At 38.4% G+C, this 23504-nt stretch carries 16 protein-coding genes; 1 reads left to right on the forward strand and 15 read right to left on the reverse strand.

Translation table 11 applies throughout. From position 1 onward, the window contains the following. Nucleotides 1-46: 46 nt before the first annotated feature. Together AC0L6O_RS13520 and AC0L6O_RS13525 are read right to left on the reverse strand one after the other, a co-directional pair. On the reverse strand, nt 47-2164 hold the full coding sequence (locus AC0L6O_RS13520) for a bifunctional aldolase/short-chain dehydrogenase (protein WP_473303051.1): 2118 nt from the start codon (nt 2162-2164) through the stop codon (nt 47-49). A gap of 35 nt (nt 2165-2199) precedes the next feature. After that, a complete protein-coding gene (locus AC0L6O_RS13525; protein WP_473303053.1) occupies nt 2200-5799 on the reverse strand; it encodes a family 78 glycoside hydrolase catalytic domain in 3600 nt (1199 codons plus the stop codon). A gap of 148 nt (nt 5800-5947) precedes the next feature. Between AC0L6O_RS13525 and AC0L6O_RS13530 the strand changes: the two genes are divergently transcribed. Then, a complete protein-coding gene (locus AC0L6O_RS13530; RefSeq protein WP_473303055.1) occupies nt 5948-6829 on the forward strand; it encodes an AraC family transcriptional regulator in 882 nt (293 codons plus the stop codon). On the opposite strand, the gene AC0L6O_RS13535 is transcribed toward AC0L6O_RS13530, so the two are convergent. The 13 genes from AC0L6O_RS13535 to AC0L6O_RS13595 form a co-directional block, all read right to left on the reverse strand. Continuing rightward, the gene (locus AC0L6O_RS13535) at nt 6819-8354 is read right to left on the reverse strand and encodes an FGGY family carbohydrate kinase (protein WP_473303057.1); all 1536 of its coding nucleotides are present in this window, start codon (nt 8352-8354) and stop codon (nt 6819-6821) included. The genes AC0L6O_RS13530 and AC0L6O_RS13535 overlap by 11 nt on opposite strands. A 91-nt stretch (nt 8355-8445) precedes the next feature. Beyond that, on the reverse strand, nt 8446-9408 hold the full coding sequence (locus AC0L6O_RS13540; RefSeq protein ID WP_473303058.1) for an ABC transporter permease: 963 nt from the start codon (nt 9406-9408) through the stop codon (nt 8446-8448). Beyond that, a complete protein-coding gene (locus AC0L6O_RS13545) occupies nt 9405-10889 on the reverse strand; it encodes a sugar ABC transporter ATP-binding protein (RefSeq protein ID WP_473303060.1) in 1485 nt (494 codons plus the stop codon). Before AC0L6O_RS13545 ends, AC0L6O_RS13540 begins: the two co-directional genes overlap by 4 nt. Further along, nucleotides 10890-11498, reverse strand: a complete 609-nt coding sequence (locus tag AC0L6O_RS13550; protein WP_473303062.1) for a DUF2291 family protein — start codon at nt 11496-11498, stop codon at nt 10890-10892. It abuts the gene before it with no gap. Between the two features lie 3 nt (nt 11499-11501). After that, a complete protein-coding gene (locus tag AC0L6O_RS13555; protein WP_473303064.1) occupies nt 11502-12422 on the reverse strand; it encodes a substrate-binding domain-containing protein in 921 nt (306 codons plus the stop codon). A 46-nt stretch (nt 12423-12468) separates the two neighbouring features. Beyond that, nucleotides 12469-13896: a DUF1593 domain-containing protein gene (locus AC0L6O_RS13560; protein WP_473303065.1), complete on the reverse strand. Its 1428-nt coding sequence runs from the start codon at nt 13894-13896 to the stop codon at nt 12469-12471. An 18-nt stretch (nt 13897-13914) separates the two neighbouring features. Beyond that, the gene (locus AC0L6O_RS13565) at nt 13915-14883 is read right to left on the reverse strand and encodes a transketolase family protein (RefSeq protein ID WP_473303067.1); all 969 of its coding nucleotides are present in this window, start codon (nt 14881-14883) and stop codon (nt 13915-13917) included. A gap of 4 nt (nt 14884-14887) precedes the next feature. Then, a complete protein-coding gene (locus AC0L6O_RS13570) occupies nt 14888-15700 on the reverse strand; it encodes a transketolase (protein ID WP_473303068.1) in 813 nt (270 codons plus the stop codon). A gap of 57 nt (nt 15701-15757) precedes the next feature. After that, nucleotides 15758-16156, reverse strand: a complete 399-nt coding sequence (locus AC0L6O_RS13575) for a GxxExxY protein (protein ID WP_473303070.1) — start codon at nt 16154-16156, stop codon at nt 15758-15760. A gap of 56 nt (nt 16157-16212) precedes the next feature. Further along, the gene (locus AC0L6O_RS13580; protein ID WP_473303071.1) at nt 16213-17607 is read right to left on the reverse strand and encodes an L-fucose/L-arabinose isomerase family protein; all 1395 of its coding nucleotides are present in this window, start codon (nt 17605-17607) and stop codon (nt 16213-16215) included. Nucleotides 17608-17636: 29 nt separating this feature from the next. Beyond that, a complete protein-coding gene (locus AC0L6O_RS13585; protein WP_473308525.1) occupies nt 17637-18407 on the reverse strand; it encodes a DeoR/GlpR family DNA-binding transcription regulator in 771 nt (256 codons plus the stop codon). A 377-nt stretch (nt 18408-18784) separates the two neighbouring features. Continuing rightward, nucleotides 18785-20407 (reverse strand): RagB/SusD family nutrient uptake outer membrane protein, encoded by a 1623-nt coding sequence (locus AC0L6O_RS13590; RefSeq protein WP_473303072.1) that lies wholly within the window; start codon nt 20405-20407, stop codon nt 18785-18787. Nucleotides 20408-20425: 18 nt separating this feature from the next. After that, nucleotides 20426-23431: a SusC/RagA family TonB-linked outer membrane protein gene (locus tag AC0L6O_RS13595; protein WP_473303074.1), complete on the reverse strand. Its 3006-nt coding sequence runs from the start codon at nt 23429-23431 to the stop codon at nt 20426-20428. Between the last annotated feature and the right edge of the window lie 73 nt (nt 23432-23504).

The following is a 23504-nucleotide window of genomic DNA, read 5'->3' on the forward strand; positions in this document are numbered from 1 at the left end:
TTTGCTTTGCTCAAACAGCGAAGGCTGATATAAGGATTATTATTAATTATCTATAAAAACCCATTGCCACACCGCCATCTACATTGATGGAATTTCCGGTGCTTTTATTTAGCATCCCTCCTACTACTATGTAACAGGCGTTTGCTATATCTTCTGGTAAAATAATCTCGTTTAATAATGTCCTTTTTGCATAGAAAGCTGGCAATTCTTCTACGGTGATTCCGTACGCTTTTGCTCTGCCTTCGCCCCAGCCACCTTTCCAGATGTTTGAGTCTGAAATTACTGCGTCAGGGTTAACTGTATTAACTCTGATTTTATCAGGTCCCAGTTCCGCTGCTAATAATCTAGTCAAATGAGCCTGAGCCGCTTTGGCAGAACCATATCCTGCATTATTTGGCCCAGCCACTACCGCATTTTTAGAAACAATATTCACGATGTCGCCACCAATGTCTTGCTTTCTTAAAACTTCTACAGCTGCTTTAGAAACTATAAACTGCCCCTTTACTAAAATATCATATAGCCTGTCCCATTCGGCTATCGTATGTTCTGCTATCGGTTTTGAAATGCTTATTCCTGCATTATTAACTACAATATCAACCCCACCAAAAGCTAAAGCGGTAGCATCTAATGCCAAGTCACTGCTGGCTTCGCTGGTTACATCTAAAAGTGTACTTGCCACAGCATCTTTACCAAACTCATTGATAAACTGTTCTACAGTATCCTTGATTCTACCTTCATCAATATCAGAGATAACCACGCAAGCACCTTCCGAAGCAAATTTTCGGGCGATAGCCTTTCCTATTCCTCCACCAGAACCCGTTACCAAAGCCACTTTTCCTGTCAATGCTTTTGGCTTAGGTCTCCTTTGAAGCTTGGCTTCTTCCAATAACCAATACTCGATATCGAAAGCTTCTTGACGAGGTAAAGAGGTATACTCAGAAACCGCTTCTGCTCCCTTCATCACGTTCACCGCATTGATGTAATATTCAGACGCTAGTCTTGCTGTATTTTTGTCTTTTGAAAACGTAAACATTCCAACACCAGGATATAAAATCACCACCGGATTTGCATCTCGCATGGCTGGCGAATTATCATGTTTGCAGGTATCATAGTAGTCTGCATACATTTTTCTGTATGCCTCAAAAGCTGGTAACAATTTGGCTTTTAGAGCCGCCAAATCTGATAAGTCTTCATCAGGAGCCAACTCTAGCACTAATGGAGATATTTTGGTTCTCAAAAAGTGGTCTGGGCACGAGGTTCCCATTGGAGCCAGTCGCTCCAAATCATTTGAATTTATAAACTCCAACACATTAGGCACATCTGTAAAGTGACCAAGCATCGGATTCTTTTCTGAACAAAAACCACGTAAAACTGGAGCTATTGCAGCTGCTTGATTTTTACGAGAAACCGCATCCAAACTCTCTATTTTTTGACCGCCAAAAACTGGCCTTTCTTTTCCGTAATTAGAGGCTAGGTACTCCGCACATTTCTCTACTACTTCTAAAGTGTTGATATAACTATCGTAAGACGTTTCGCCCCAAGTGAATAAACCATGCGAACCCAACATGATTCCTTTCAATACTTTTCCTTTTGCCAAAGCTGTCTCTAAACACTCTCTCAGCTGAAGGCCTAAGTCAAAACCTGGTCTTTGCCAGCCTACCCATCCTATTTCACCATCAAAAAGCTCTTCGGTAATTTTTGCTCCATCTTTAGCTGCCGCAATAGCAATAGCCGCATCTGGATGCAAATGGTCAATATGTTTGAATGGCAAAAAGCCATGCAAAGGTGTATCAATAGAGGGGGCTTTTGAGTCTAAATCGAAGATGCAATGATTAAACAATGCCACCATTTCGTCTTCCTGCTCAATACCTTTATAAACGTTTTCTAGATTTCTTAAACGCTCCATGTACAAAGCAGCACAGCCAGATTTTTTCAAGGTTCCGATGTCGCCACCAGAGCCTTTAATCCACATTACCTCTACATCTTCTCCAGTTAAAGGGTCTTTATCAACTACTTTAACAGAGGTATTGCCACCGCCATAGTTGGTCAATCGTAAGTCTGCACCAAGCAGGTTAGAACGGTAAATGAATAAATCTACCTCATTTTCAATTTTTGAGGCTTCTGCTTCGTCCCATAAATAGGAGACGTGTTTAAATTTTGACATTGAATTTTCAGGTTTATATCGTGTATTATTATTTCTTAATGTTGTGTAATCTCAAAAGCGTAGTCTCCTGATTCCAAAGGAATTACTATGTACTTACCTTCTTTGGTATGATTACTAATATTTTGTCCGCTCTCTGTTATTAATTCTGCCGTATTAGCTGGTAAATATAGTTTTGCGGTAGTGTTTGGTGGCACAGTGGCTTTGTAATACCATTTGCCGTCGGCTAACTCCCATGCACTTTTAATTCTCCCATAAACGGAATCATAGTGTCCACTGGCATGAGTCATTTTTCCACTAGGGTCTGGCGTTGGTTTCAGCACAAAACTTTTAAAGCCTGGCACCTCTGGGTCACGCTGAATCCCTAAAGAGTAATTATACATCCAAGCTGCCACCGAACCAAAAGAGTAATGATTAAAGGAGTTCATGCTGTTATTTCCGCCAAAACCATCTTCTACCGTATAAGAGTTTAATCTTTCCCAAATAGAAGTGGCTCCATTTACCACAGAATATAACCATGATGGATATGACTCCTGCTGAAGCAATGCGTAGGCTTCTTTGTCTTTCTCGTTTTCTGCCAAAGCTTCCATGATGGATGCCGTACCTATAAAACCTGTCATTAACGAATACTCAGGAAGTTCCCTTCCTTGGTCGTCCATGTTTTTTCTTTGAATAGACTCCGTCAAATACTGAACAGCGAAGGGCTTATTGGCTTCATTAAAAGTACCCAAAGCCAAAGGAATGGCGTAAGAAGCTTGCGTGTCAATCAAATCACCTTTAGCCAACTTACCAACTTTCTCTGCTTCGTTTGGCGGGCCTATAAACATGGTTTTTACACCTGACCTAATTGTTCTGTGCGTTTCTGCATCTACATAAACCTCGTTAAACTTGGCTTTAATTTGTGCACTTCTATTTTGATATTTCTCTGCCTCTTTGTTTTGACCTAAAGCCTTTGCCATTTTAGCCACTATATCTAAATCATAGGCATAATATGACATCCAAAAGAGTGTATTATCGTTTTTGTTTCCTTCTGGGCTTAGCCAATCTCCTAATGGCCCTTCATTTAAAATACCTTGACTGTTGATTTTGGTTTCTAAGAAAGCAAGGTACTTTTTCATGGCAGGATAATGCTCTTTCAAAAGCTCTATATCGCCATATTGACGATAAGTTTCCCATGCCACCACAATACCAGCACTTCCCCAAAGTGTTCCGCCAAAGCCACCTCCCATAGGAGCTACATCCGTAAAACGACCTGTCTCGAACTGCACATCACGCATATTTAACAAGTGTCTTCTTAAAAACAAATCAGCATTTGTAAGGTAGGTTGCTGTTTTAGCAAATACTGAGATGTCGCCACTCCAACCCATTCTTTCGTTTCTGGCAGGGGTATCAGTAGGAATTGACAAGAAATTACTTCTTAAAGACCATGTTATGTTTTCCCAAAGCTTATTGACTTTTTCATTTGAAGTAGAATAAGACGATGCCAGCTCATCTACCGAACTAATCACCATGCCTTTTACATCAGCTACAGGAATGGCAGCATCTATACCCGTAATTTCAAGATAACGATAGCCATGAAAAGTAAACCTAGGCTGAATGGTTTCGTTACCTCCTTTTAGTATGTATTTATCTTGTGTTAAGGCTGCTCTGATGTTTTCCATCATCACCATACCCTCGTTTCCTTCATATTCTTTTAAATCTGGATACTTTACCTCCGAATATCGCATAGCAACTACCTGCCCTTCCGTGCCGCCTTTCATGTTTATTTGAGGAAAACCCACCATATTTTGACCCATGTCATAAACAAAGACTTTTGGCCTTACCTCTTCCACACTTATAGCCGGCATCATTTTCACTATGCTGGCATTATCTCCTAATTGCCCTACCAACTGCTGATTGTCATAATTTAAGCTGTATTGGTTCCCAAAAAAGTCAGCAAAATCTTCTTGGTAAGCTGTTCCATCTAAAGGTACTTCTACAGCAGCTTTCCAGTTTGAACTATCATATTCACCAGTAGACCAACCTTCCACAGCCGTTTCTTTAGTAGCATCATAAACCTCTCCTTGGAAAAATGAACCATAGACTACAGGGCCTTCATTAAAAAACTGCCAAGATTCTGGACTAGAAACTACCGTTTGCTGCGTGCCATCTTTGTAAGTCACCACTAGTTTAGATAATAAAGATTGGCGGTCGCCAAAGTAATTCCAGTTTTCACCAGAATAAGTAATATTTCCCGACCACCAACCTTCACTAAGCCATGCTCCTAAGACGTTTGTTTGACCAGAATTTAATTTCTGTGTCAAGTCATAGGTTTGATACATTTGGGTTTTGTTGTACTGCGTAAGTCCTGGGTTAAAATAGTCATTGCTTACTTTTTGACCGTTTAGGTACATTTCATAAATACCTCTCGCTGTCACGTAAAGTCTTGCTTTGGCGATTTCCTTTTTTTCTAAATCAAAGCCTGTTCTGAGCATAGGAGCTCCATTTTGACCTGGGTCCGCCAAAATAACTTCACCTCCATTAACCACATAGTTGCCATTTTCTATGGTGATATTCTCACTTTTAAAAATGCTTTCTTTGGTTGACAAGTTTTCTTTAAAAAGGGTATTGGACGGCAGTCTAAAATTTTTCACCTCTACCTCTGAAAAAGTAGCTTTTTGGCCTTCGTCAACTTTAAAGCCAATATCTGCCAACATCGGGAAGCTGATGTAATTATTCCCGCTACCTAGTGGATTAAGATTAATACCAGCAAAATCATATATAGAAGTGGCTGGCCCATCTTTTTCTCCTAAAATATTCTCCTTATTATTCCCGTCAAGGTAAATCACAAACAGGCCAAAGTTACACTCCGCAGAAATGGTGTGTTTTGCGTATTTATTGGATTGATTGATAAGTTTTCGCGGAATTTCTAAAGTCTTAAGCGGTATATTGGTAGAATCTGTTTTGGTATAACCAGCTCTATAAATATTCAATTTCGCCGTTCCTCTAGATGACTTTTCTAAGTCAGAAATATCTAACTCAAAAGCAACATAGGATTCGTTTTTGGCATTTGCCATGCCCATCAGGTTCAAATTAGCATTGGTCAATCTACTATCATTTCCTCCAAAAAGAAAAGCGGCTTTGGTAGATTTACTTTCAGCATCCAGCTGAATATCATACTCAAACTTAAAAACCGATAAATAGTGCGGATAAAAAACTAAATCTTCATCGCCACCGCCTATCCATTTGGCTCCATCCCAAGCCGAAATGTCAGGATTCATCAAGCCCGTTTCAAACCATGAGAAACTACTAATTTCTTCTCCTTTATTATTCCAGACGGTTAATTGCCAATCATACTTGGTGGTAGGCTCTAAAGGGCTTCCGGCATAGGCAATGCCATAAGAAATGTCAGAATCTACTTTTTCTGTATCCCAAACCGTATTTCCTTTTTCGTTGGTAACTATTATTTGATAAGCCTCTTGGTGTAGTCCTTTTGCATTATTAACCACCTCCATTTGCCAGCTAAAACGTGGCTTTTTGATATCCATACCTAAAGGAGTGGTTTGATACTCCGTTTTCAGGTTACTAATGGTGGTATTTTGGTTACAGCCCACTAAGATGTAGCAGAACACTAAAAGGCCTAGAACTAAATTTTTCATATTATTTCGGGTTGAAAACGTGCATTATTTATCATTTTGATAAATTTCACAGAAGAACTTATATCGTAAAACTAGGTATAATACAAAGTAATAGTACTTTTGAGATAGAAATATTATCTATTTTGATAAATGTCTTATACTTTTTGATATGCAAGCATTTAGAAAATACTTTGATACCAGCTCAAACGACACTGAAAGTGAATTAGGCATTAGTATTTTAAACATGGGCCACCATGTCCATCCTAAAAATGTTCATTATCCTGATTTAAAGCACCCTGACTCTTACTATTTTGAATGGGAAAAAGGGCGAAGTTTGGAAGAGTATCAAATGCTATACATTCCTAACGGAAGTGGCTACTTTGAGGCTAATGGATTAAAGCCACAAGAAATATCGGCAGGAACGGTTATTTTGCTTTATCCTGGTGTGTGGCACCGCTACAAACCCAATGTGAATACGGGTTGGGAAGAATACTGGATAGGTTTTTCAGGAAATTATGTCAATTACTTGCTTCAACAAGAGTGCTTTAGTCCACAAAATCCGATTATAAAAATTGGTTTCAATACAGAGTTTACTGACACCATCTCTAAGCTAAGAGCGGCTACCGAAAGTAAGGATGATTCTTACAGGAAATTCTCTTCTTTTCTATTGATTCAGTTGCTCGGAATAGTTTATGCATCTGCCTTAATGACCAAAGAAAAGAAGTCTAAAAAGGAAAACCTGATAGAAGAAATACTAGAAGAAATTCACGAAAAGTGGAATCAGAACATTGATTTACAGGAACTAGCAGCTAAACGAAATGTGAGTTACATCTGGTTTAGAAAGAACTTTAAGGAACTAACAGGCACATCACCAAACCAATATCAATTGATGCTAAAAATCAGAAAGGCAGAGCAACAGATTTTGGACTCTAGCCTGACCCTTTCTGAAATAGCTTATAATTCTGGTTTTGAATCAGAGTCCTACTTCTCCAGAATTTTTAAGCAAAAGATGGGATATAACCCTTCTCAACTGCGTAAAACTAAGATTTAATCAACTCTTGCCATTTTTGATAAGAAGTTTTCACCAGACCGTTTCCTAAATCAGGTTCCACCCTATTCTTACTCTTTTCACAGAAGTCTTTAAGCTGCTCAATATCTTTATAAACGCCGCTTTTCAATCCTGAAAGATATGCAGCACCCAAGGCTGAAATGTCGGCTATTTTTTGAATCTCTAAAGGAATACCAAGTAAATCGGTCAAGAAGTTTAGTACAAACTGGTTTTTAGTTAAACCACCATTTACCGCAAGAAACTTCAATTTGGCTTGAATATCTTCCTCCATGGCAGCCACCACATCTTTTATTTGATATGGAATACTCTCCAAAGCCGCTCTCACAATATGATTTTTAGATGAGCCAAAGGTCATTCCATGAATGGAAGCTTTTCTGTCCATTTGCCAATGAGGTGCTCCTAAACCGCTAAAAGCAGGAATAAGATACACGCCACCATTATCTTCCAAGGCTTTTGCCATGGCCTCTGTTTCAGCTACACAGTCAAATAAATTCAACTCGTTTTTAAGCCACTCTATGGAAGAACCACAAGCCACAATAGCACCTTCTAAGGCATATTGAACCTTGTTTTCTGTACTCCAACAAATGGTCGTAAGCATACCGTAGGCAGATTTCACGGGTTTATCGCCAATGTTCATCATGATAGAACATCCTGTTCCTAAAGTAGCTTTTGCCGTACCTTTTTCAAAACAACCTTCACCGAATGCGGCTGCGTGAGAGTCGCCAATCATAGCCGTGATTGGTAGCTTAATTTTATGAGACGCAGATTTAATCTGTGCTAATCCGTGCTTCGCAGAATCCGTGTCATCCGTATCCAATGTGAGACACCAATTTCCAAAATCAGATGAAGATGCACATACTTCTGGCAGCTTAAGATTTTCTAATCCCCAGAGTTTTAAGATTTCGTTATCCCATGTTAGGTCATGGATATTATAAAGTAGTGTTCTGGAAGCGTTGGTGTAATCTGTTTTAAAGGATGCTCCATCGGTCATTTTATAGAGCAACCAACAGTCTACCGTACCAAAATAGACTTCACCTGCTTCTACCCTGGCCTTTAGCTTTTCATCATCTTTTAGTAACCAAAGTAGTTTTGTGGCAGAAAAATATGGGTCAATAATTAAACCCGTTTTCTCTTTAATGAGGTCTTCTTGACCTTTTTCAATTAATTCCTGACAAATTTGAACCGAACGTTTACAAGACCAAACCACCGCAGGACTCAAAGCCTTTCCAGCTTTATCCCACAGTACAAAAGTTTCTCTTTGATTACTTATACCTGCCGAAAGTATATCTGTAACCTCTAATCCTTGATTTTTGAAATTAGCTAGACAATCGCCCACCGAATCAAGCACATTTTGAAAAATGGCATCTGGCGTTTGTTCCACAAAACCTTCTCCAAAATAGCGTGTTTCTAATTCAGCAAAACCTTTGGCTATCAGCTCCGAATTTTCATCAAAAATGATGCTTTTGGTGCTGCTGGTTCCTTGGTCTATAGCTAGGACGTATTTCATTTTCTTAATTTCTTTTTTCTTTTAACTCGCTTATAGAACACGGATCACACAGATGTTCCAGCACGGATTTACACGGATTTTCTTTTAGTAATTAATCCTTCTTCTTATTAGCGTTATCAATGATTACGGCTAGCAGTATCACTAAACCTTTCACCACTTGTTGCCAAAAAGGAGACACGTTTAATAAGACCAATCCATTATTCAAAACACCAATAATGATAGCACCAATGACTGTTCCAGTTACGGAACCTACGCCACCAGAAAGTGATGTACCTCCTATTACTACCGCCGCAATAGAATCTAGTTCATAACTCATACCGGCGTTTGGCTGTGCCGAGTTTAACCTTGAAGTAACCAAAATACCTCCAATGGCCGCCATAGTACCCGCTAAACCATATACTTTAAGTTTAACTGAATTGACATTGATTCCTGAAAGGAAAGCTGCTTTTTCATTTCCACCTATGGCATAAATATGTCTTCCGAAACTTGTCTTTTTTGTAATGAAAATCATTAACACCACCACAATCACAGAAATCCAAACGGGTACTGGAATGCCTAAAAGCCAACCTGAACCGATAAACTCAAAACTAGGACCCAAATTAGAAATCGGGATGCCTTTAGAGTAAAGCATGGTAGCTCCTCTGGCTATGGTTAGCATGGCAAGTGTAGCCACAAATGGAGGTACGGAAAACTTGGTTATAAACCATCCGTTAAGGAGTCCAAAGACCGTTCCTACTACCAAGGCAGCCAAAACTGCTCCTAAAACGGTAAAACCCATATGCACGCCAAAAGGCTCTAGGGCTACGCCATATTTCAACAAGCCAGCACATATCACAGAAGAAAATGCCAAGATGGAACCGACCGATAAATCAATACCTGCCATGAGTATAACGAGCGTCATACCTACAGATATACAGACATTTACAGATATTTGACGAAGTACATTCCAGAGGTTTGTACCTGTTAAAAACTTATCTGAAAGGATGCTTATCACCAAACAAAGGATGAATAGTCCTATAAGCGATTGTGATTTTTTTAATAGTTCTTTGTTCATATAGCAGCTTTAAGAAGTAGGTCTTCGGTGGCTTCACTTGCAGAAAACGCTGCATTGATTTTGCCATCCGCCATCACTAATATTCTATCTGAAAGGGTCAATATTTCGGGAATTTCTGAGGAGACTAAAACAACGCTTAAGCCCGTTTTTGCCATCTCTTTTATTAAATCGTAAATCTCTTTTTTAGCATTGATATCAATACCTCTGGTAGGTTCATCTAAAAATAAAATCTTAGGATTTGTTACCATCCATTTGGCTAAAACCACTTTTTGCTGGTTTCCGCCGCTTAGATTTTGACATTTCTCTTTTTCTGAAGGTGTCTTAATTTTAAGACTTTTAATGAAACGCTTTGCTATACCACTTTCCGAAACGGCGTTTAATAAATCAAAGCCAGCCAATTGGGTCAAACTAATGTTTTCAGAAATGTCCATTCCTAAAACTAGGCCCTCCTTTTTTCTGTCTTCCGTCACAAAAGCAATACCCTTTGCGATGGCATCTTTGGGCGATTTGACCACCGTATTAGCACCATCTACGCTTAAAGTATAAGTGCTTTTTCCTGCGTTCAAACCAAAAATAGTTTCTAGTAACTCTGTACGCCCTGCACCCATTAGCCCAAAAAAACCAAGTATTTCTCCTTTGCGAAGCTCAAAAGAAACATCGGAAAGCAGATATTGCCCTTTTAGTGTTGGGTGCTTTAGAAAGAGACTTTCTAGCTTCATTATCACCTCTTCCGAACTGATAATATTCTCTTTTGCCACAATATTGACATCACGCCCCACCATGTCACGCACAAGCTGCTCTTCTGTAGAAGACGCCATTTCACCCGCACTTATGGTACAGCCATCTCGCAGTACCGTGAAGTAATCAGCTATTCTGAAGAGCTCGTCCATCTTATGAGAAATATAAACGATGGTTTTGTTCTCTTTTTTAAGGTTACCAATTATCCTGTGCAGGTTTTCAATTTCTCTATCGCTCAGAGCCGAAGTAGGCTCATCCATGAAAATATACTCGGCATTAGTGAGTAAAGCTTTAGCTATTTCTACCAATTGCTGTTCGCCAATTTTAAGTTTATTGACAAGTGTGTTTGGAGAAACATCTAAATCAAGCCTTTTCAAAACGGCTTTGGTCTCCTCATTCATTTTACTTGAATTCAGAATGCCAAAATCGTTGCTAATTTCTCTTCCTAAAAAGAGATTCTCCGTAATACTTAAATGCGGAATCAGGTTTAATTCTTGATGAATGATGGCAATACCAGCGTCTTGAGCTTCTCTTACGCTTCCAAACCTAACAGAGTCGCCTTTCAACTGAATATCACCTTCAAACTGCGTATAAACGCCAGAAAGTATTTTCAATAGGGTTGACTTACCCGCTCCATTCTCTCCTAAAATGGCATTTACCTTACCTTCATGAAAGTCTAAACAGACATTGTCAAGGGCTTTTACACCAGGAAATTGTTTCGATATGTTTATAGCTTTTAACATCTATTTCTCTATCAAAACTGGTAATATTTCTAATTGTGTATTTAGTGGCTGACCTTTGGTCAACTTCAATGCTCCTTCTACTTTAATAACCTCGCCTACGTTAATTTTTTGAACAGCCTTTGGCAATTTCTCTTCTCTAATAATTGTATTTAGAGCCTCCGAAAGCTTATTAAAATCGGCATTGGTTTTATAATCTGTCAAAGCCACCAAGCCAGAGGCATCCCTAATAGCATTTCCAAAAATGAATTTGGTTTGCACTGTAATAGACTCTCCTGCTTCTGTCTGAATCAAAATCTCCCCATCATTGATACTTTGCACTTTTCCGGCCACATTGACCATAAAATAGGCCGATTCGCCAATTCCAAGACGGTTACCGTAATTTGCAAAAGCAGAATCAGACTGCGTACTTAAAGCCTCCTTCAAGGTATTTAAATCTGTTGCTGTGTTTTCAGCAATGATGCCCTCGTAAAGCTGAGTAGCCTTTGCGTTGAAATCTATGGTGTCGGCGTCTTCACTTTTCATCTTGTCTAAATCGGTGAAGTAAACCGAGTTATATGCAAGAAAAAGGAGCAGCACTAAACCTATGCCGTATTTGATATTCTTATTCATACCTTAAAATTGAGCAGCGTTTGATGCATTTATTAGGTTAACTTCCACGGGTACTCTTTGCGGAAAAACTGTTCTTCCTTTTATAAACTCATCCGCAAATTTGGCGGCAGTCTCTGCCATCACTAAGGGATGCTGTAAGCCCGTAGCCACTATTTTTCCTTCTTTTATTTTCTCAATCACCTCTCCCGCTCCATCAAAACCGAAAACCTTAACTTTATCCGCTTTTCCTGCTGAAAGTAGAGCTTGATAAGCACCTAAGGCCATAGCGTCATTCCCACAGAAAACAGCATCAATGTCTGGATTAGCTTGCATCACGGTTTCTAAAACCTCCATGGCTTTATTTCTATCAAAGTCGGCTGTCTGTTGGGCCACCATTTTCAAACCCGGAAATTTATCAACCACCGAATGAAAACCACCCGAACGAGCCCACGTATTATTATCACCTACCAAGCCTAATATTTCCACATAAGTACCTTTCTCGTTCAAAGCTTTCACAAACTCAATTCCCACATCTACACAGCCAGAATAGTTATCGGACAGTATTTGACAGGTAGCAGCATCGTCTGAATTTACCTCTCTATCCATGCAGAAAACTGGAATACCAGCTGTTTTCGCTTTTAAGATATTGACAATCGAGCCATCCGCATCGGTTGGATTAAAAAGGATGGCGTCAAAACCTGATGAAATTAAATTTTCAAAATTATCCGACTCTGTAGAAGGATTATTCTGCGAATCAAAAATCTTAGCTTCATAGCCTAATTCCGTAGCGTTTTTTGCTGCAGCTTCAGCTAAAACCACAAACCAAGGATTATTTAAGGTAGAAATAACCACAGCAATTTTAGGCTTTTCAGCTTCCTTATCTCCCCGACAAGCTGCCAGCATCATGGCACATAGTAATGCCATTAAGAGTGTTTTTATTTTCATATTTCAATAGGTTTTCTCTCACAAAAGAGAAATTAAAGCCCAAGGGTTATTTGGGCAATACAGTCACAATAATTCTCTTATATCTAGACAAAGCAGGTTCTCCCTTATCTGTCAATTTCAATATAAAATGCAAAGTTTCTTCTTTATCTACATCTGGAGCTAGTACACTAAATTTGTGAATATTTTCCGCTCCACCAGTTTTCACTAATTTCTTATATGAACCAGCCTCAGGATAATGAAACCAAAGAAAGCTCAAGTTATCACCATCAGGGTCTGTGCTGTCATAAGCATCTAAGTTAATCATTTGCCCAGAATTGACTGTAAATCTTTCAGGGTGCATTAAAACAGGAACTGGAGGGTGATTTGCTTCTTCATAAGACATAAAAGTCCAATCTAATCTGGCAGCAAAATCATTTTGGAACTCGTCTCTCCAACGCCATAAAGTAGCTTTATAATTATCAAAAGCTATGGTATCTGGCTTTACAGCACGTCCGTATTCTTTAGCTACATAAGGAGTAAAAGCATCATTCGCGTTAGTCCATATTGGTCTAGTTTCTGGCGAAATAGTAACTATAGAACCTCCTTCTTTTGTTTTTGAAAAATCAGGCTTGTAAAGTTCATAACGCCCACCCCATGCTCCCCATTCTGGACGTTCTGCATTATTAAGACCATTTGGAATTAAAGAAAGAAATGCTGGCGTATCGCCTTCTACTCCCCAAGCTACATCAGGGTACTCAGCCCCTAAAGGACCGTGGTTTTGTTGTATATTCTCCGCAATCCATTCATTACTGATTTCTGAGTTGTCAATTCCTTTTACAAAAGTATTGATACCCGTCCAAGTCGCATCTCCATAATTATCTCCTGGACTTACGATGTAAAATACATCTGGAAAGTTATTTCTAATCCAAATTCCGCTATCGTCTTGGTCTGATATGGTATAGACTCTGATTTTCGAAATCAGTCTTTTAGCTTCTTTCGCACTTTTAGTTTTTTCGATTTTATGTAAAGACTGGGCTAAAGTATTTACGCCTCCCCATGTAGATATCCAAAGGGGACGGTCGTCATCTTCTTCTAAAATTTTTATAATCAAGTCTGAACCTTCTGAGTCCATACCTTCTCCTACTCCCTCCATACCGTATTTTGGTAAACCATCTTTCACCAAGCCTCTCATAAAATCTGCACTTGGATAGCCAGCCTCATGCTTTAGAAGATTTGGCTGAACTTTGGCGTAGGCATCAATAAGCTTATGAATAGACTCAGGATGGATGTTTTTAGTTTGCCAACAAGATGTAGTGGCCACAATACCTTTTAAATCAATTTGATTGGCATATAAAAAGAGGCGAATCAATGACTGCGAGTCATCTGGGTCGGCTTCTATGTCGGTCAAAATTATCACTCTGTTCTTCTCTAAAGATTGCCCAAAAAGGGTACTTAAGAACATAGAAAAGAAGGCTAACAAAAGGTATTTTCTCATAATTTCAATAGGGTTAAATCACTTTTTTATTAAATCTAGGGCTGTTTCTGTCAATCCTTTTGCCGAAATACCGTAATGGTCAAAAATCTCTACCTGAGAACCTGAAACCGTATGGTCATCTGGCAATCCTACAATTTTAAATGGATTAGAGAACCCATTTTGCATGAGTAAAGAGGCTACAGATTCTCCCAGTCCACCATTTATGGAATGCTCTTCTGCGGTGATGATAGGTTGACCGGCTTCGGCTATTTCAAAAATTAATTCGGCATCCAAAGGTTTAATGGTATGCATACTCACCACTTTACAGCTTATACCATGCTTTTCACTTAGAATTTGAGCGGCAGCTTTACAAGGCAAAACTGTTTCTCCATTTGCTATAAATGTCAAATCTGCACCTTCTCTAAGCACTCTTCCTTTACCAATTTCAAACTCATTCGCATTACCCAGAACATCATCTTTGAGGTTTTCTGGCATGTTTTTCTTGCCAAATCGCAAGTAAATAGGCGAATCCATCTCCACTGCTTTTCTTACCAAAGCTTCGGCTTCTAAATTATCCGCAGGAGCCACAATGGTAATATTATTTATAGCCCTAAGCACCGCAAAATCATGTAAACTATGATGGGTGGTTCCCAAAGCTCCATAACTTACTCCTGCACTTATACCCACCAGTTTTACCGGATTATCGGAATAGCAAACGTCGTTTTTGATTTGCTCAAGACTCCTTGCGGTCAAAAAACAAGATGGCGAAACAGCAAAGGCTTTTTTGCCCATACTTGCTAAACCTGCAGCTACACCTACTAAGTTTTGCTCTGCAATACCTACTTCAACTACTTGGTCTGGATACTTTTGAGCAAAAGGCACCAACTTACCAGAACCTCTTGAGTCGCTAGTAACTATTAAAATATCCTTATCATGCTCCGCCAATGCTTCTAGTGTTTCAGAAAACACCACTTGATTGGCTTTTTTGCTTGCTATAACCGTTTCCATTGCTTTAAATTAATTCAAGTTCACGCTGTGCTAAATCATATTGTTCTTCAGATGGCACTCCATGATGCCATTTGACAGTGTTTTCCATATAACTTATGCCTTTTCCTTTTACCGTATGAGCTATTACAAAAGAAGGCTTTCCTTCTTCAAAAGGCAGACTGTTCAAAGTTTCTGACAGTTCCTCTAAATCATGACCATCTACATGTTTCACAGCCCAACCGAAAGCTTCCAGTTTTTTATCAAGAGGCTCTAAACCTACCACATCGGCGTTTGGCCCTGTAATCTGTAATTTATTATAGTCCAATATAGCACAGAGGTTATCTAGCTTATTATGAGCAGCAAACATAAACGCTTCCCAGTTTGAACCTTCTGCCATTTCGCCATCACCTAAGACTGTAAAGACTTTAACAGCCGATTTATCCTTTTTTGCTGCTAAAGCCATTCCAGAGCAAATCGACAAACCATGACCTAAGCCCCCCGTATTTTGCTCCATACCATTTATGCTGTTGGTTGGGTGACCAATATAAGGTGAGTTATATTGACAAAGGGTCAATAAATCTTCTTCAGGATAAAAGCCCTTATCTGCCAAAACCACATACAAAGCCTCTACCGAATGTCCTTTACTTTGTACAAACCTATCTCTATCCTTAGATTTAAAATTCTCAGGACTAACATTCATTACATTGTTATAAAGAACATTAAGAATGTCGATAATACTTAAGCTACCACCTGTGTGACCTGCTTTCGCATTGTATATATATTTAAGTACCTTTTGACGGTACTCTTTAGATTTTTGCTTTAACTCTTGTGTTGTCATTTTTTAATTTCTTTCGATTTCTGGACACTGATTTCACAGATGCTTTGCAGCACAGATCTACACAGATTTCTTTTTTAACTCGTTATCAAAAACCTTTCTTCGGATTTCTGGCTTTTTACCAAAATTTAAAAGTAAACCAACTTCAATATCAGTTGCTCTTAAATAATTAAGGATTTGATTTTCAAATTCATCAACAATACATTCAGCTGCCTTCAATTCTAGAATTACAGAGCCATCAACTATTAAATCTGGATAATAATCACCCACTTCAAATCCTTTGTAAAAAACTTTGGTTTTCTTTTGAGCTTCGACCCCGAGCCCCATCCCTCTCAATTCTAGAAAAAGAGAGTTTTGATAGACCTTTTCTAAAAAACCATACCCTAATTCATTATAAACAGTATAAAAGGCTTTTATAATCAATTCTGTAAGTTCCTTATGTTTACCTTCTTCTACCATAAAAAATCTGCGTTCTAAAATCTGCGAAATCCGCGTCCCATAGCACCACTCAATATTTAATGCTTATAAACATCCCAACCCATGTAATTTTCAAGGGCTTCTTCTAGGATTGCACCTGTTTTAGATGCGTTCATTACTACGTGATGTTCAAAACCATTTTTACAGATACACTTCATCAAATCTTGCAAATTAGGTATTTGAGCTACAGCTCTATTTCCAAAAGTTTTTAAAGGGTCATCTGTTAATTCTCCTTCTCCGATGTATGCTTTGATAATACCATTTGGGTCGTCAGTACTTATTCTACCATAGGTAAGTGGCATAGCTGGCGTACGACCATCGAGTGCTCCATACGTATTCTCCACTCCTACTGTGGTACCTAAAATAGGTGCTGTGCTCATCTGAATATCTGGAATAAAGGATTTCGCCCAGTTTCCACAGTGAAATAAAACACACTTATTTTCGTCTTCTGCATAATTGTTATTCCAGTCTACCAATGCACTTGGTGAGCCAGAAGCCAACTGCATGGCGTACATGCTCAATGTTCCAGTAACATCTACCTCACAGGCACTTGGAAGCATGTTTTCAGACATGATACTCATGCTAGTACATACGTTACAGCCATAGTTTTGCTGTAGCGAAGTCCAACATTGAATAGCCGTGGCATCCAAAGCGTATTCTTCCATGACCTCTTTTAATACTACATCTAGCTTCGCAATTTGAATCATTGCCTCGTTTGGCGTTTTCCCTATTGGAGCGTAAGCATTAATGCTTTCAATGTGTTGTTTGACTTTAGCATCATCGCCAGTCATTTTATTGGCTCTGCCCAAAATTTCAGACAGGTCAAAAGTGGTAACGGTAATACCATTTCGTTGAAGAATCTTCTCAGAATAACGAACCGTATTAAAAGCTCCCGGACGAGCTCCAATAGCCCCTATACGCACACTTTTCAATCCTTGTGTTACTCGACAAACCGCTACAAAATCTTTTAAGTCTTGCTGGAAGATATCTGAAGATGGCAAACTCACATGCTGCGAAGTCAATGAGTATTTGATACCATACTGGTAAAGGTTATTACAAACGGAGATTTTGCCGCACCAAGAATCACGTCTATTGACCACGTTCATCTTGCTTAAGTCATCTGGATAAGCTTGAATCAAAACTGGAACATTAAGGCCAGCAAGCTTCAAAGTATCAGCTACTCCTTTTTCATCTCCAAAATTTGGCAACAAAACTAATACCCCTGAAATTTCTTCTCGGTGAGCTTTGAACAATTCGGCACACTTCATGGCCTCTTGATAAGTTTCTACACCGCCTAGTTTAGTTTCGGCTGTATCGAGTAAAACAGGTTTTAAATTAAGCTTATCAAAAACCTCAATAATTTCTACTCTTGCTTTTTCTACGAGACTATCTGGAAAAAAATCTCTGTTGCCAATTATAACACCTAAGGTCATTCTCTTTATTATTTATAATATAAATTTTCTTATCCTGCTAAAATCATTTCAATCTCATTGTCTTTAAAAACCGAGAGGTATTTATTGTCAATATTTGAGTCCGTAATAATATAGTCTATCAAACTTAAAGCTCCCAAACTAGCCAGAGCACTTTTACCTACTTTAGTACTATCTGCCACCAAATAAGTGGTTTCAGCCGCATCTATCATCGCTTTTTTCACCACTAAATCACTAATACTTGGATAGGTTAATCCTGCTTTCAAAGAGATTCCGGCCGTGGCCAAAAACAACTTCTGAACATTCAAACCTTTGAAGAAATCGGCTGCTTTTTGCCCCGTTAATGAAAGCGTTGGTGGCTTAAACTCCCCTCCAGTCATGATTACTTCAATATCCGTTTCCGTACCTAACAGCAGAGCAATGTTTAAGGCATTGGTTATTACCGTTAAGTTTTTCAAACCAGAGCTTTTAATCTTTTTTGCTATCTCTGTAGTGGTACTTCCTGAGTCTAAAATTATAATATCGCCACTCTCAATAAACTCTAAGCACTTTTTACCAATGACTTCTTTTTTGTCTAAATTTTCTTGATGAACAAGGGAGAAGCTTTTGACCTGGTCTTCTACATTTTTTATATAAGCTCCGCCGTGTTCTTTGACAATCAAATCTTCGGCTTCTAACTTTTCTAAATCCTGCCTGATAGTCACTTCTGTAACTTTAAATAGACGTGCAAGGTCTACCACTTTTGCAGAACCATCTTCCTTTAACAGTTCTAGTATTTTTTCTCTACGCTGGTTTGGTAACATAATTACATTTTCGAAAGCTACGAACATGTACTATTAGCACCTATTCACTTTCTATTTGAACAAATTTACAATAAAAAACGAAAACAAAAGAAAGTAAACGAAAATATATAAAGAATTACCTTAATTCGCACAACATCTCTTGTACCGAAATGTAGCATTTTATCAAATAAAACCAATCCCAGATAGTCCTATTTATTGAATAAACATAAAAACATCAAACCAAAAACAAAATAAATAATTAGTAGCCCATTGGTAAATAGCCACAAAAAGATGCCCTTTTGTAATTTATAAATAGTCCATAAAAAAAAGGAAGAAACATGGCTAAGCCACATCTCCTCCCTTTAAAATTTACACAAATACACTAAAACTTAATAAGCTTATTGGTAACCTTCGTTCTGAGTAAACTCATCACGATTTGTTACTGCATCTAATTGATTTTGAGGAACCGGCCTCGTCATATGAAATGCCTGAATACCTACAGAATTTGGGTTATATTTTTTAACACGCTCCACCAATTTACCTGTTCTTTTCAGGTCAAACCAACGTAACTGCTCACCAGCAAATTCTCTACCTCGCTCGTCCAATATAAAATCTAAGGTCATATCTGCAGCTTCTACTTTCATAGCATCTTCCATACCTGGTCTAGCTGCTCTAGTTCTAACCACATTAACAAAATCTGCTGCAGCTTGTAAGTTTCCAAGTTTCATTTCTGCCTCCGCAGCTATCAAATACAATTCAGCAAAACGAATCACATAAGCATCTCTCGCACTTTCAGCTTCATTGAAACTAGCTCTTGAATCATCCATATGCTTTATCAATGTTGGATAACGCAGTTTATCTTTCACAGTACCATCTTCATTGTAAATATCATTTCTGTTATATACTTGATAATTCGCTCCAGCTGGTTTTGTAAAAGTAGCTCTAGTAGCTACCACCGCTGTATCTCCAAGGTTCATACCTGCTGGTCTAGTTCCAGAGTTAGCAGTCCAAAGCTCCATGAAAGTACCTTCATAACGCGAATCTCCTTCACCATAAAGGTCTAAAAGAAAACGAGTAGGCATGTATCTATTAAATGGTCTTCCGTACTCAATAGCTCTAGTTAAACCAGGAAGGTTATCATACTTCATCAAGAAGTGTAGGTGACCATTATTACTTCCTCTACCGTGGCCAGTAACGTTGGTAGACGAGCTATACTTATCATTCAATGTTAAATTAGAAGAATAATTAACAGCATAAACAATCTCTTTATTCTGATTGTTGCTCATATCCCACAGTGACTTATAATCAGACTGCAACTCAAAGCCAAAACCACCGTTTATAACCTCCTTAGCCATAGCACTGGCTTCAGCATTCATACCTCTAGTTAGGTACATTCTAGCCAAAAACGACATAGCCGCTGGCTTAGTAACTCTACCATAGTCAGATGTAGTACTTGCTAAATTTTGCGTAGCAAAATTCAAATCTTCGAAAATTTGAGCATAAAAAGTATCTACCGGTGTTTTGTTTGCAGTAGTTGCAATACCTTTCGTCTCTTCTAGTGTAAAGTGTACACCACCCCAAGTTTCTACAATATGCCAGTAATAAAAGGCTCTTAAAAAGCGAAGTTCTGCCTCTCTTTGAGCTTTTACTGTAGGTGCAAATTCAACATTCTCAATTTGATTAATACCTGCATTACATAAGTTTACGCCAGCATATAAAGCTGTCCACTCATTATCTAGTGGCCTATTGGTAGCTTGAAGGTTAACATACTGCGTAAGGTCAGTATACACATCACCTGCTGCACTGGTCCAAAGGTCTGTACCAGTTTCTGATATATTATACGCCTCTTCTTTACCATACCACCATCTCTGATAGCCATAAGCGGCATTAACTAGCGACTCAAAACCCTCTGGGGTAGAGTACACGGCTTCAGCTGTTAGCCCTGAAGGGTTATATTCAGTAAGTAAATCTGAACAGGAGCTAGCTACAACTGAAAGAAATAGAATTAATGTTTTTTTCATCTTAATAAATTTTTAGAATTAAAATCCGACGTTAAGTCCGAATACTACATTTTTCAACATTGGGCTGCTTTCTCCGCCACCTCTTTCTGGATCGTACTCATCTAGCTTCGAACTCTTAGTCCAAGTAACCGGATTAGTAGCCGTTCCATACACTCTTAAGCTATTGAAGAATGATTTCTCCTGTAAAGGAAATGTATAACCTAATGAAAGGTTTCTTATTCTTAAATATGAACCATCTACATATCCTAAAGTACTCCAGTATAAGGTAGAAGCACCTGATACGTTAGCATTAGGACGCGGATACTCATTTGTAGGGTTTTCTGGTGTCCAGTAGTCAATAACTGTAGTACTGTTGCTCAAGTTAGACTGACGATCATATCTACCTAAGAAAGATGGGCTAATAGTTTGCCCCCAACGAGCGAACAAGTAAACACTTAAGTCAAAACCTTTGTAACTGAATTTGTTATTCAAACCACCATACCAGTCAGGCCTGTTTTGACCAGCTAATACCAATCTATCATTTAAAGCATCTATCTGACCATCACCGTTTTGGTCTTTAACTCTGATATCACCAGGCTCTTGCCCAAACTTAGCAGCTTCGTCTGCTTCAGACGTTTGCCAAATACCTATTTTCTCATAGTCATAGAATACGCTAATAGGCTGTCCTAAAAACCATCCATTTCCAATATCGTCTACACCATCAGTCACAAGTGACTCAATACGCTCCTTATTATGCGTAAAAGTCAAAGTGCTATTCCATGTAAAATCTTTTGACCTAACATTCATTGAATTAATAGCAATCTCAACTCCATTATTTCTTGTTTTACCAATATTTTGATAAACAGTTTTCACACCTGTGGTAGGAGGCAAACCTCTTGGCAATAGCAAATCAGAAGTACGCGTATCATAAATATCAATAGAAGCTGTTAATCTATTTTTAAGGAAACCCATATCAAAACCTAAGTTTTTAGTTTTTGACAGCTCCCATCCTGCTTCTGTATTACCCAATAAAGGTGAGAATGTAAAACCCTGTGCACTAGTTTCACCAAAAGCCATCGGCACTCTTGTAAGCGTACTTTGTGTTCCATAAGGAGAAATACCAGAGTTACCTGCTACACCATAACTTAATCTAACTTTTAAGTCAGAGAATAAATTTTGGTTATCCATAAAGTCTTCATCTCCTACCTGCCAAGCTACCGCTACAGACGGGAAGAATGCCCACTTATTACCCGCAGATAACCTAGAAGCACCATCAGCACGGTTTGTAAGTGTTAATAAGTATTTGCTTTTGTAGTTATAGTTTAAACGACCAGCAAAAGAAAGAACATTCCATTTTTCAAATTCACTGCTTATAGCAATATTACTAGGTGCATTACCTAATGCGTAATACAGCTGAGCTGGCAATAATTGAGACTGACCTGAAGCTGAAACATTGTCAGATAAGTTTTCAACGTAACTACTCAAAGCAGTTAACGTAAAGGCGTGGTCGTTAATATCCTTACTGAAAGTCAAGATATTATCCCAGTTAATAAATCTGCTGTTTGATGAATTCATAGCTGCATAGCTATTCCCACCATTTCTACTAATACTATTAGAAGCCTCAAACAAACCTATTCTCGAAAAGCCAACATTCGCACCAAAGTTAGATCTGAAAGTCAGGTCTTTTAATGGCTTCACTTCTAGGTATGCATTAGCCAAGATGTTTGTTTTCTTACCAGTATTAGAGAATACATCCGGCTGCTCATCTGCCAATGGACTGATAGAAGAACCACTTAATGGAAATGTGATAAACTCCCCATTACTATCGTAAATAGTACCTAATGGAATAATCTTATTAGCCATATTAAGCGGGTCTCTTCTGTAAGACTCATCTCTAGTAGTTACCTGACTCTGAACACCTACTTTAACCCACTTATTAATAGTTTGGTCAACATTAGCTCTCAAAGAATACCTTTTTGACTCATCAAATCGAAGAATACCTTTCTCATTGAAATAATCTAAAGAGAAAAACACCTTAGTTTTATCGTTACCTGCATTTACACCTAAGTTGTAATTTTGTTGCGTACCATTTCTCAAAAGCTCTTTTTGATAATCTATCCAATCATTATTTTGAATAGCTTCCAACTCTTGTCCATTAAAAATAGAAGCATCATCAGCAGGAGAGCTCCAGTTACCCACCGTTCTATTCGCCTCTCTTTTAAGTGCCACATAGCCAGGACCATCTAAAACAGATGGATATCTAGAAACTTTTGACGTTCCATAATAAGTATTAAATGAAACTCTAGCTTTTCCTGAAGAACCTTTTTTGGTAGTCACAATGACAATACCATTAGCTCCTTGCCATCCGTAAATAGCTGTAGAAGAGGCATCTTTAAGGAATTCCATAGACTCTATGTCATTAGGATTGATATTATCAATACTTCCTGTTTGGATACCATCTACAATAAATAAAGGACCATTTCCTGCCCCAATAGATCTATTTCCACGAATGGTAATATTAATTCCAGAAGATGCAGAACCATTACTACGTGTAATATCTACACCAGCCACTTTACCTTGTATAGACTCCAATGGGTTTTGAGCTGGCACTTGTCTGATATCTTCACTTTTGATAGAAGTTACCGCTCCTGTTAAATCACGCTTACGAACAGTTCCATAACCAATGACCACAATCTCAGACAACTCAGCAGAGTCTTCGGTCAACATTACATTGATGGTAGATTTACCACCAATAGCAACAGTTTGAGTCTCATAACCAATAAAACTAAAGACTAGATTTTCTGCTCCGCTAGGAACCGAAAGCGAAAAAATCCCGTCCGAATTTGTAGTAGTACCATTAGAGGTACCTTCCACTACAACAGATGCACCTGGAAGAGCCTCACCGTTATCGATGCTTACTTTTCCTGTTATTTTTGATTGAGCCACAGCAGATAATGATGTAAAAATCATTAATGATACCGCAACGCCCCATCGAATCCTCATCAGCCTTTTATAGTAGGCATGATTGAATACAGCTTTTGCCATAAATCTTAAATAGTTAAAGGTGAATAATTATAAATTAAAGTATTTGGTTTGCCGTTAGTTTACTTTCGATAAG

The organism is Arcticibacterium sp. GJ41-1 (assembly GCF_055808875.1).

Bases quoted from the DNA above. Each gene is read 5' to 3' on its own strand.
- AC0L6O_RS13520 (WP_473303051.1), bottom strand. From the start codon at position 2,164: ATGTCAAAATTTAAACACGTCTCCTATTTATGGGACGAAGCAGAAGCC.
- AC0L6O_RS13525 (WP_473303053.1), bottom strand. From the start codon at position 5,799: ATGAAAAATTTAGTTCTAGGCCTTTTAGTGTTCTGCTACATCTTAGTG.
- AC0L6O_RS13530 (WP_473303055.1), top strand. From the start codon at position 5,948: ATGCAAGCATTTAGAAAATACTTTGATACCAGCTCAAACGACACTGAA.
- AC0L6O_RS13535 (WP_473303057.1), bottom strand. From the start codon at position 8,354: ATGAAATACGTCCTAGCTATAGACCAAGGAACCAGCAGCACCAAAAGC.
- AC0L6O_RS13540 (WP_473303058.1), bottom strand. From the start codon at position 9,408: ATGAACAAAGAACTATTAAAAAAATCACAATCGCTTATAGGACTATTC.
- AC0L6O_RS13545 (WP_473303060.1), bottom strand. From the start codon at position 10,889: ATGTTAAAAGCTATAAACATATCGAAACAATTTCCTGGTGTAAAAGCC.
- AC0L6O_RS13550 (WP_473303062.1), bottom strand. From the start codon at position 11,498: ATGAATAAGAATATCAAATACGGCATAGGTTTAGTGCTGCTCCTTTTT.
- AC0L6O_RS13555 (WP_473303064.1), bottom strand. From the start codon at position 12,422: ATGAAAATAAAAACACTCTTAATGGCATTACTATGTGCCATGATGCTG.
- AC0L6O_RS13560 (WP_473303065.1), bottom strand. From the start codon at position 13,896: ATGAGAAAATACCTTTTGTTAGCCTTCTTTTCTATGTTCTTAAGTACC.
- AC0L6O_RS13565 (WP_473303067.1), bottom strand. From the start codon at position 14,883: ATGGAAACGGTTATAGCAAGCAAAAAAGCCAATCAAGTGGTGTTTTCT.
- AC0L6O_RS13570 (WP_473303068.1), bottom strand. From the start codon at position 15,700: ATGACAACACAAGAGTTAAAGCAAAAATCTAAAGAGTACCGTCAAAAG.
- AC0L6O_RS13575 (WP_473303070.1), bottom strand. From the start codon at position 16,156: ATGGTAGAAGAAGGTAAACATAAGGAACTTACAGAATTGATTATAAAA.
- AC0L6O_RS13580 (WP_473303071.1), bottom strand. From the start codon at position 17,607: ATGACCTTAGGTGTTATAATTGGCAACAGAGATTTTTTTCCAGATAGT.
- AC0L6O_RS13585 (WP_473308525.1), bottom strand. From the start codon at position 18,407: ATGTTACCAAACCAGCGTAGAGAAAAAATACTAGAACTGTTAAAGGAA.
- AC0L6O_RS13590 (WP_473303072.1), bottom strand. From the start codon at position 20,407: ATGAAAAAAACATTAATTCTATTTCTTTCAGTTGTAGCTAGCTCCTGT.
- AC0L6O_RS13595 (WP_473303074.1), bottom strand. From the start codon at position 23,431: ATGGCAAAAGCTGTATTCAATCATGCCTACTATAAAAGGCTGATGAGG.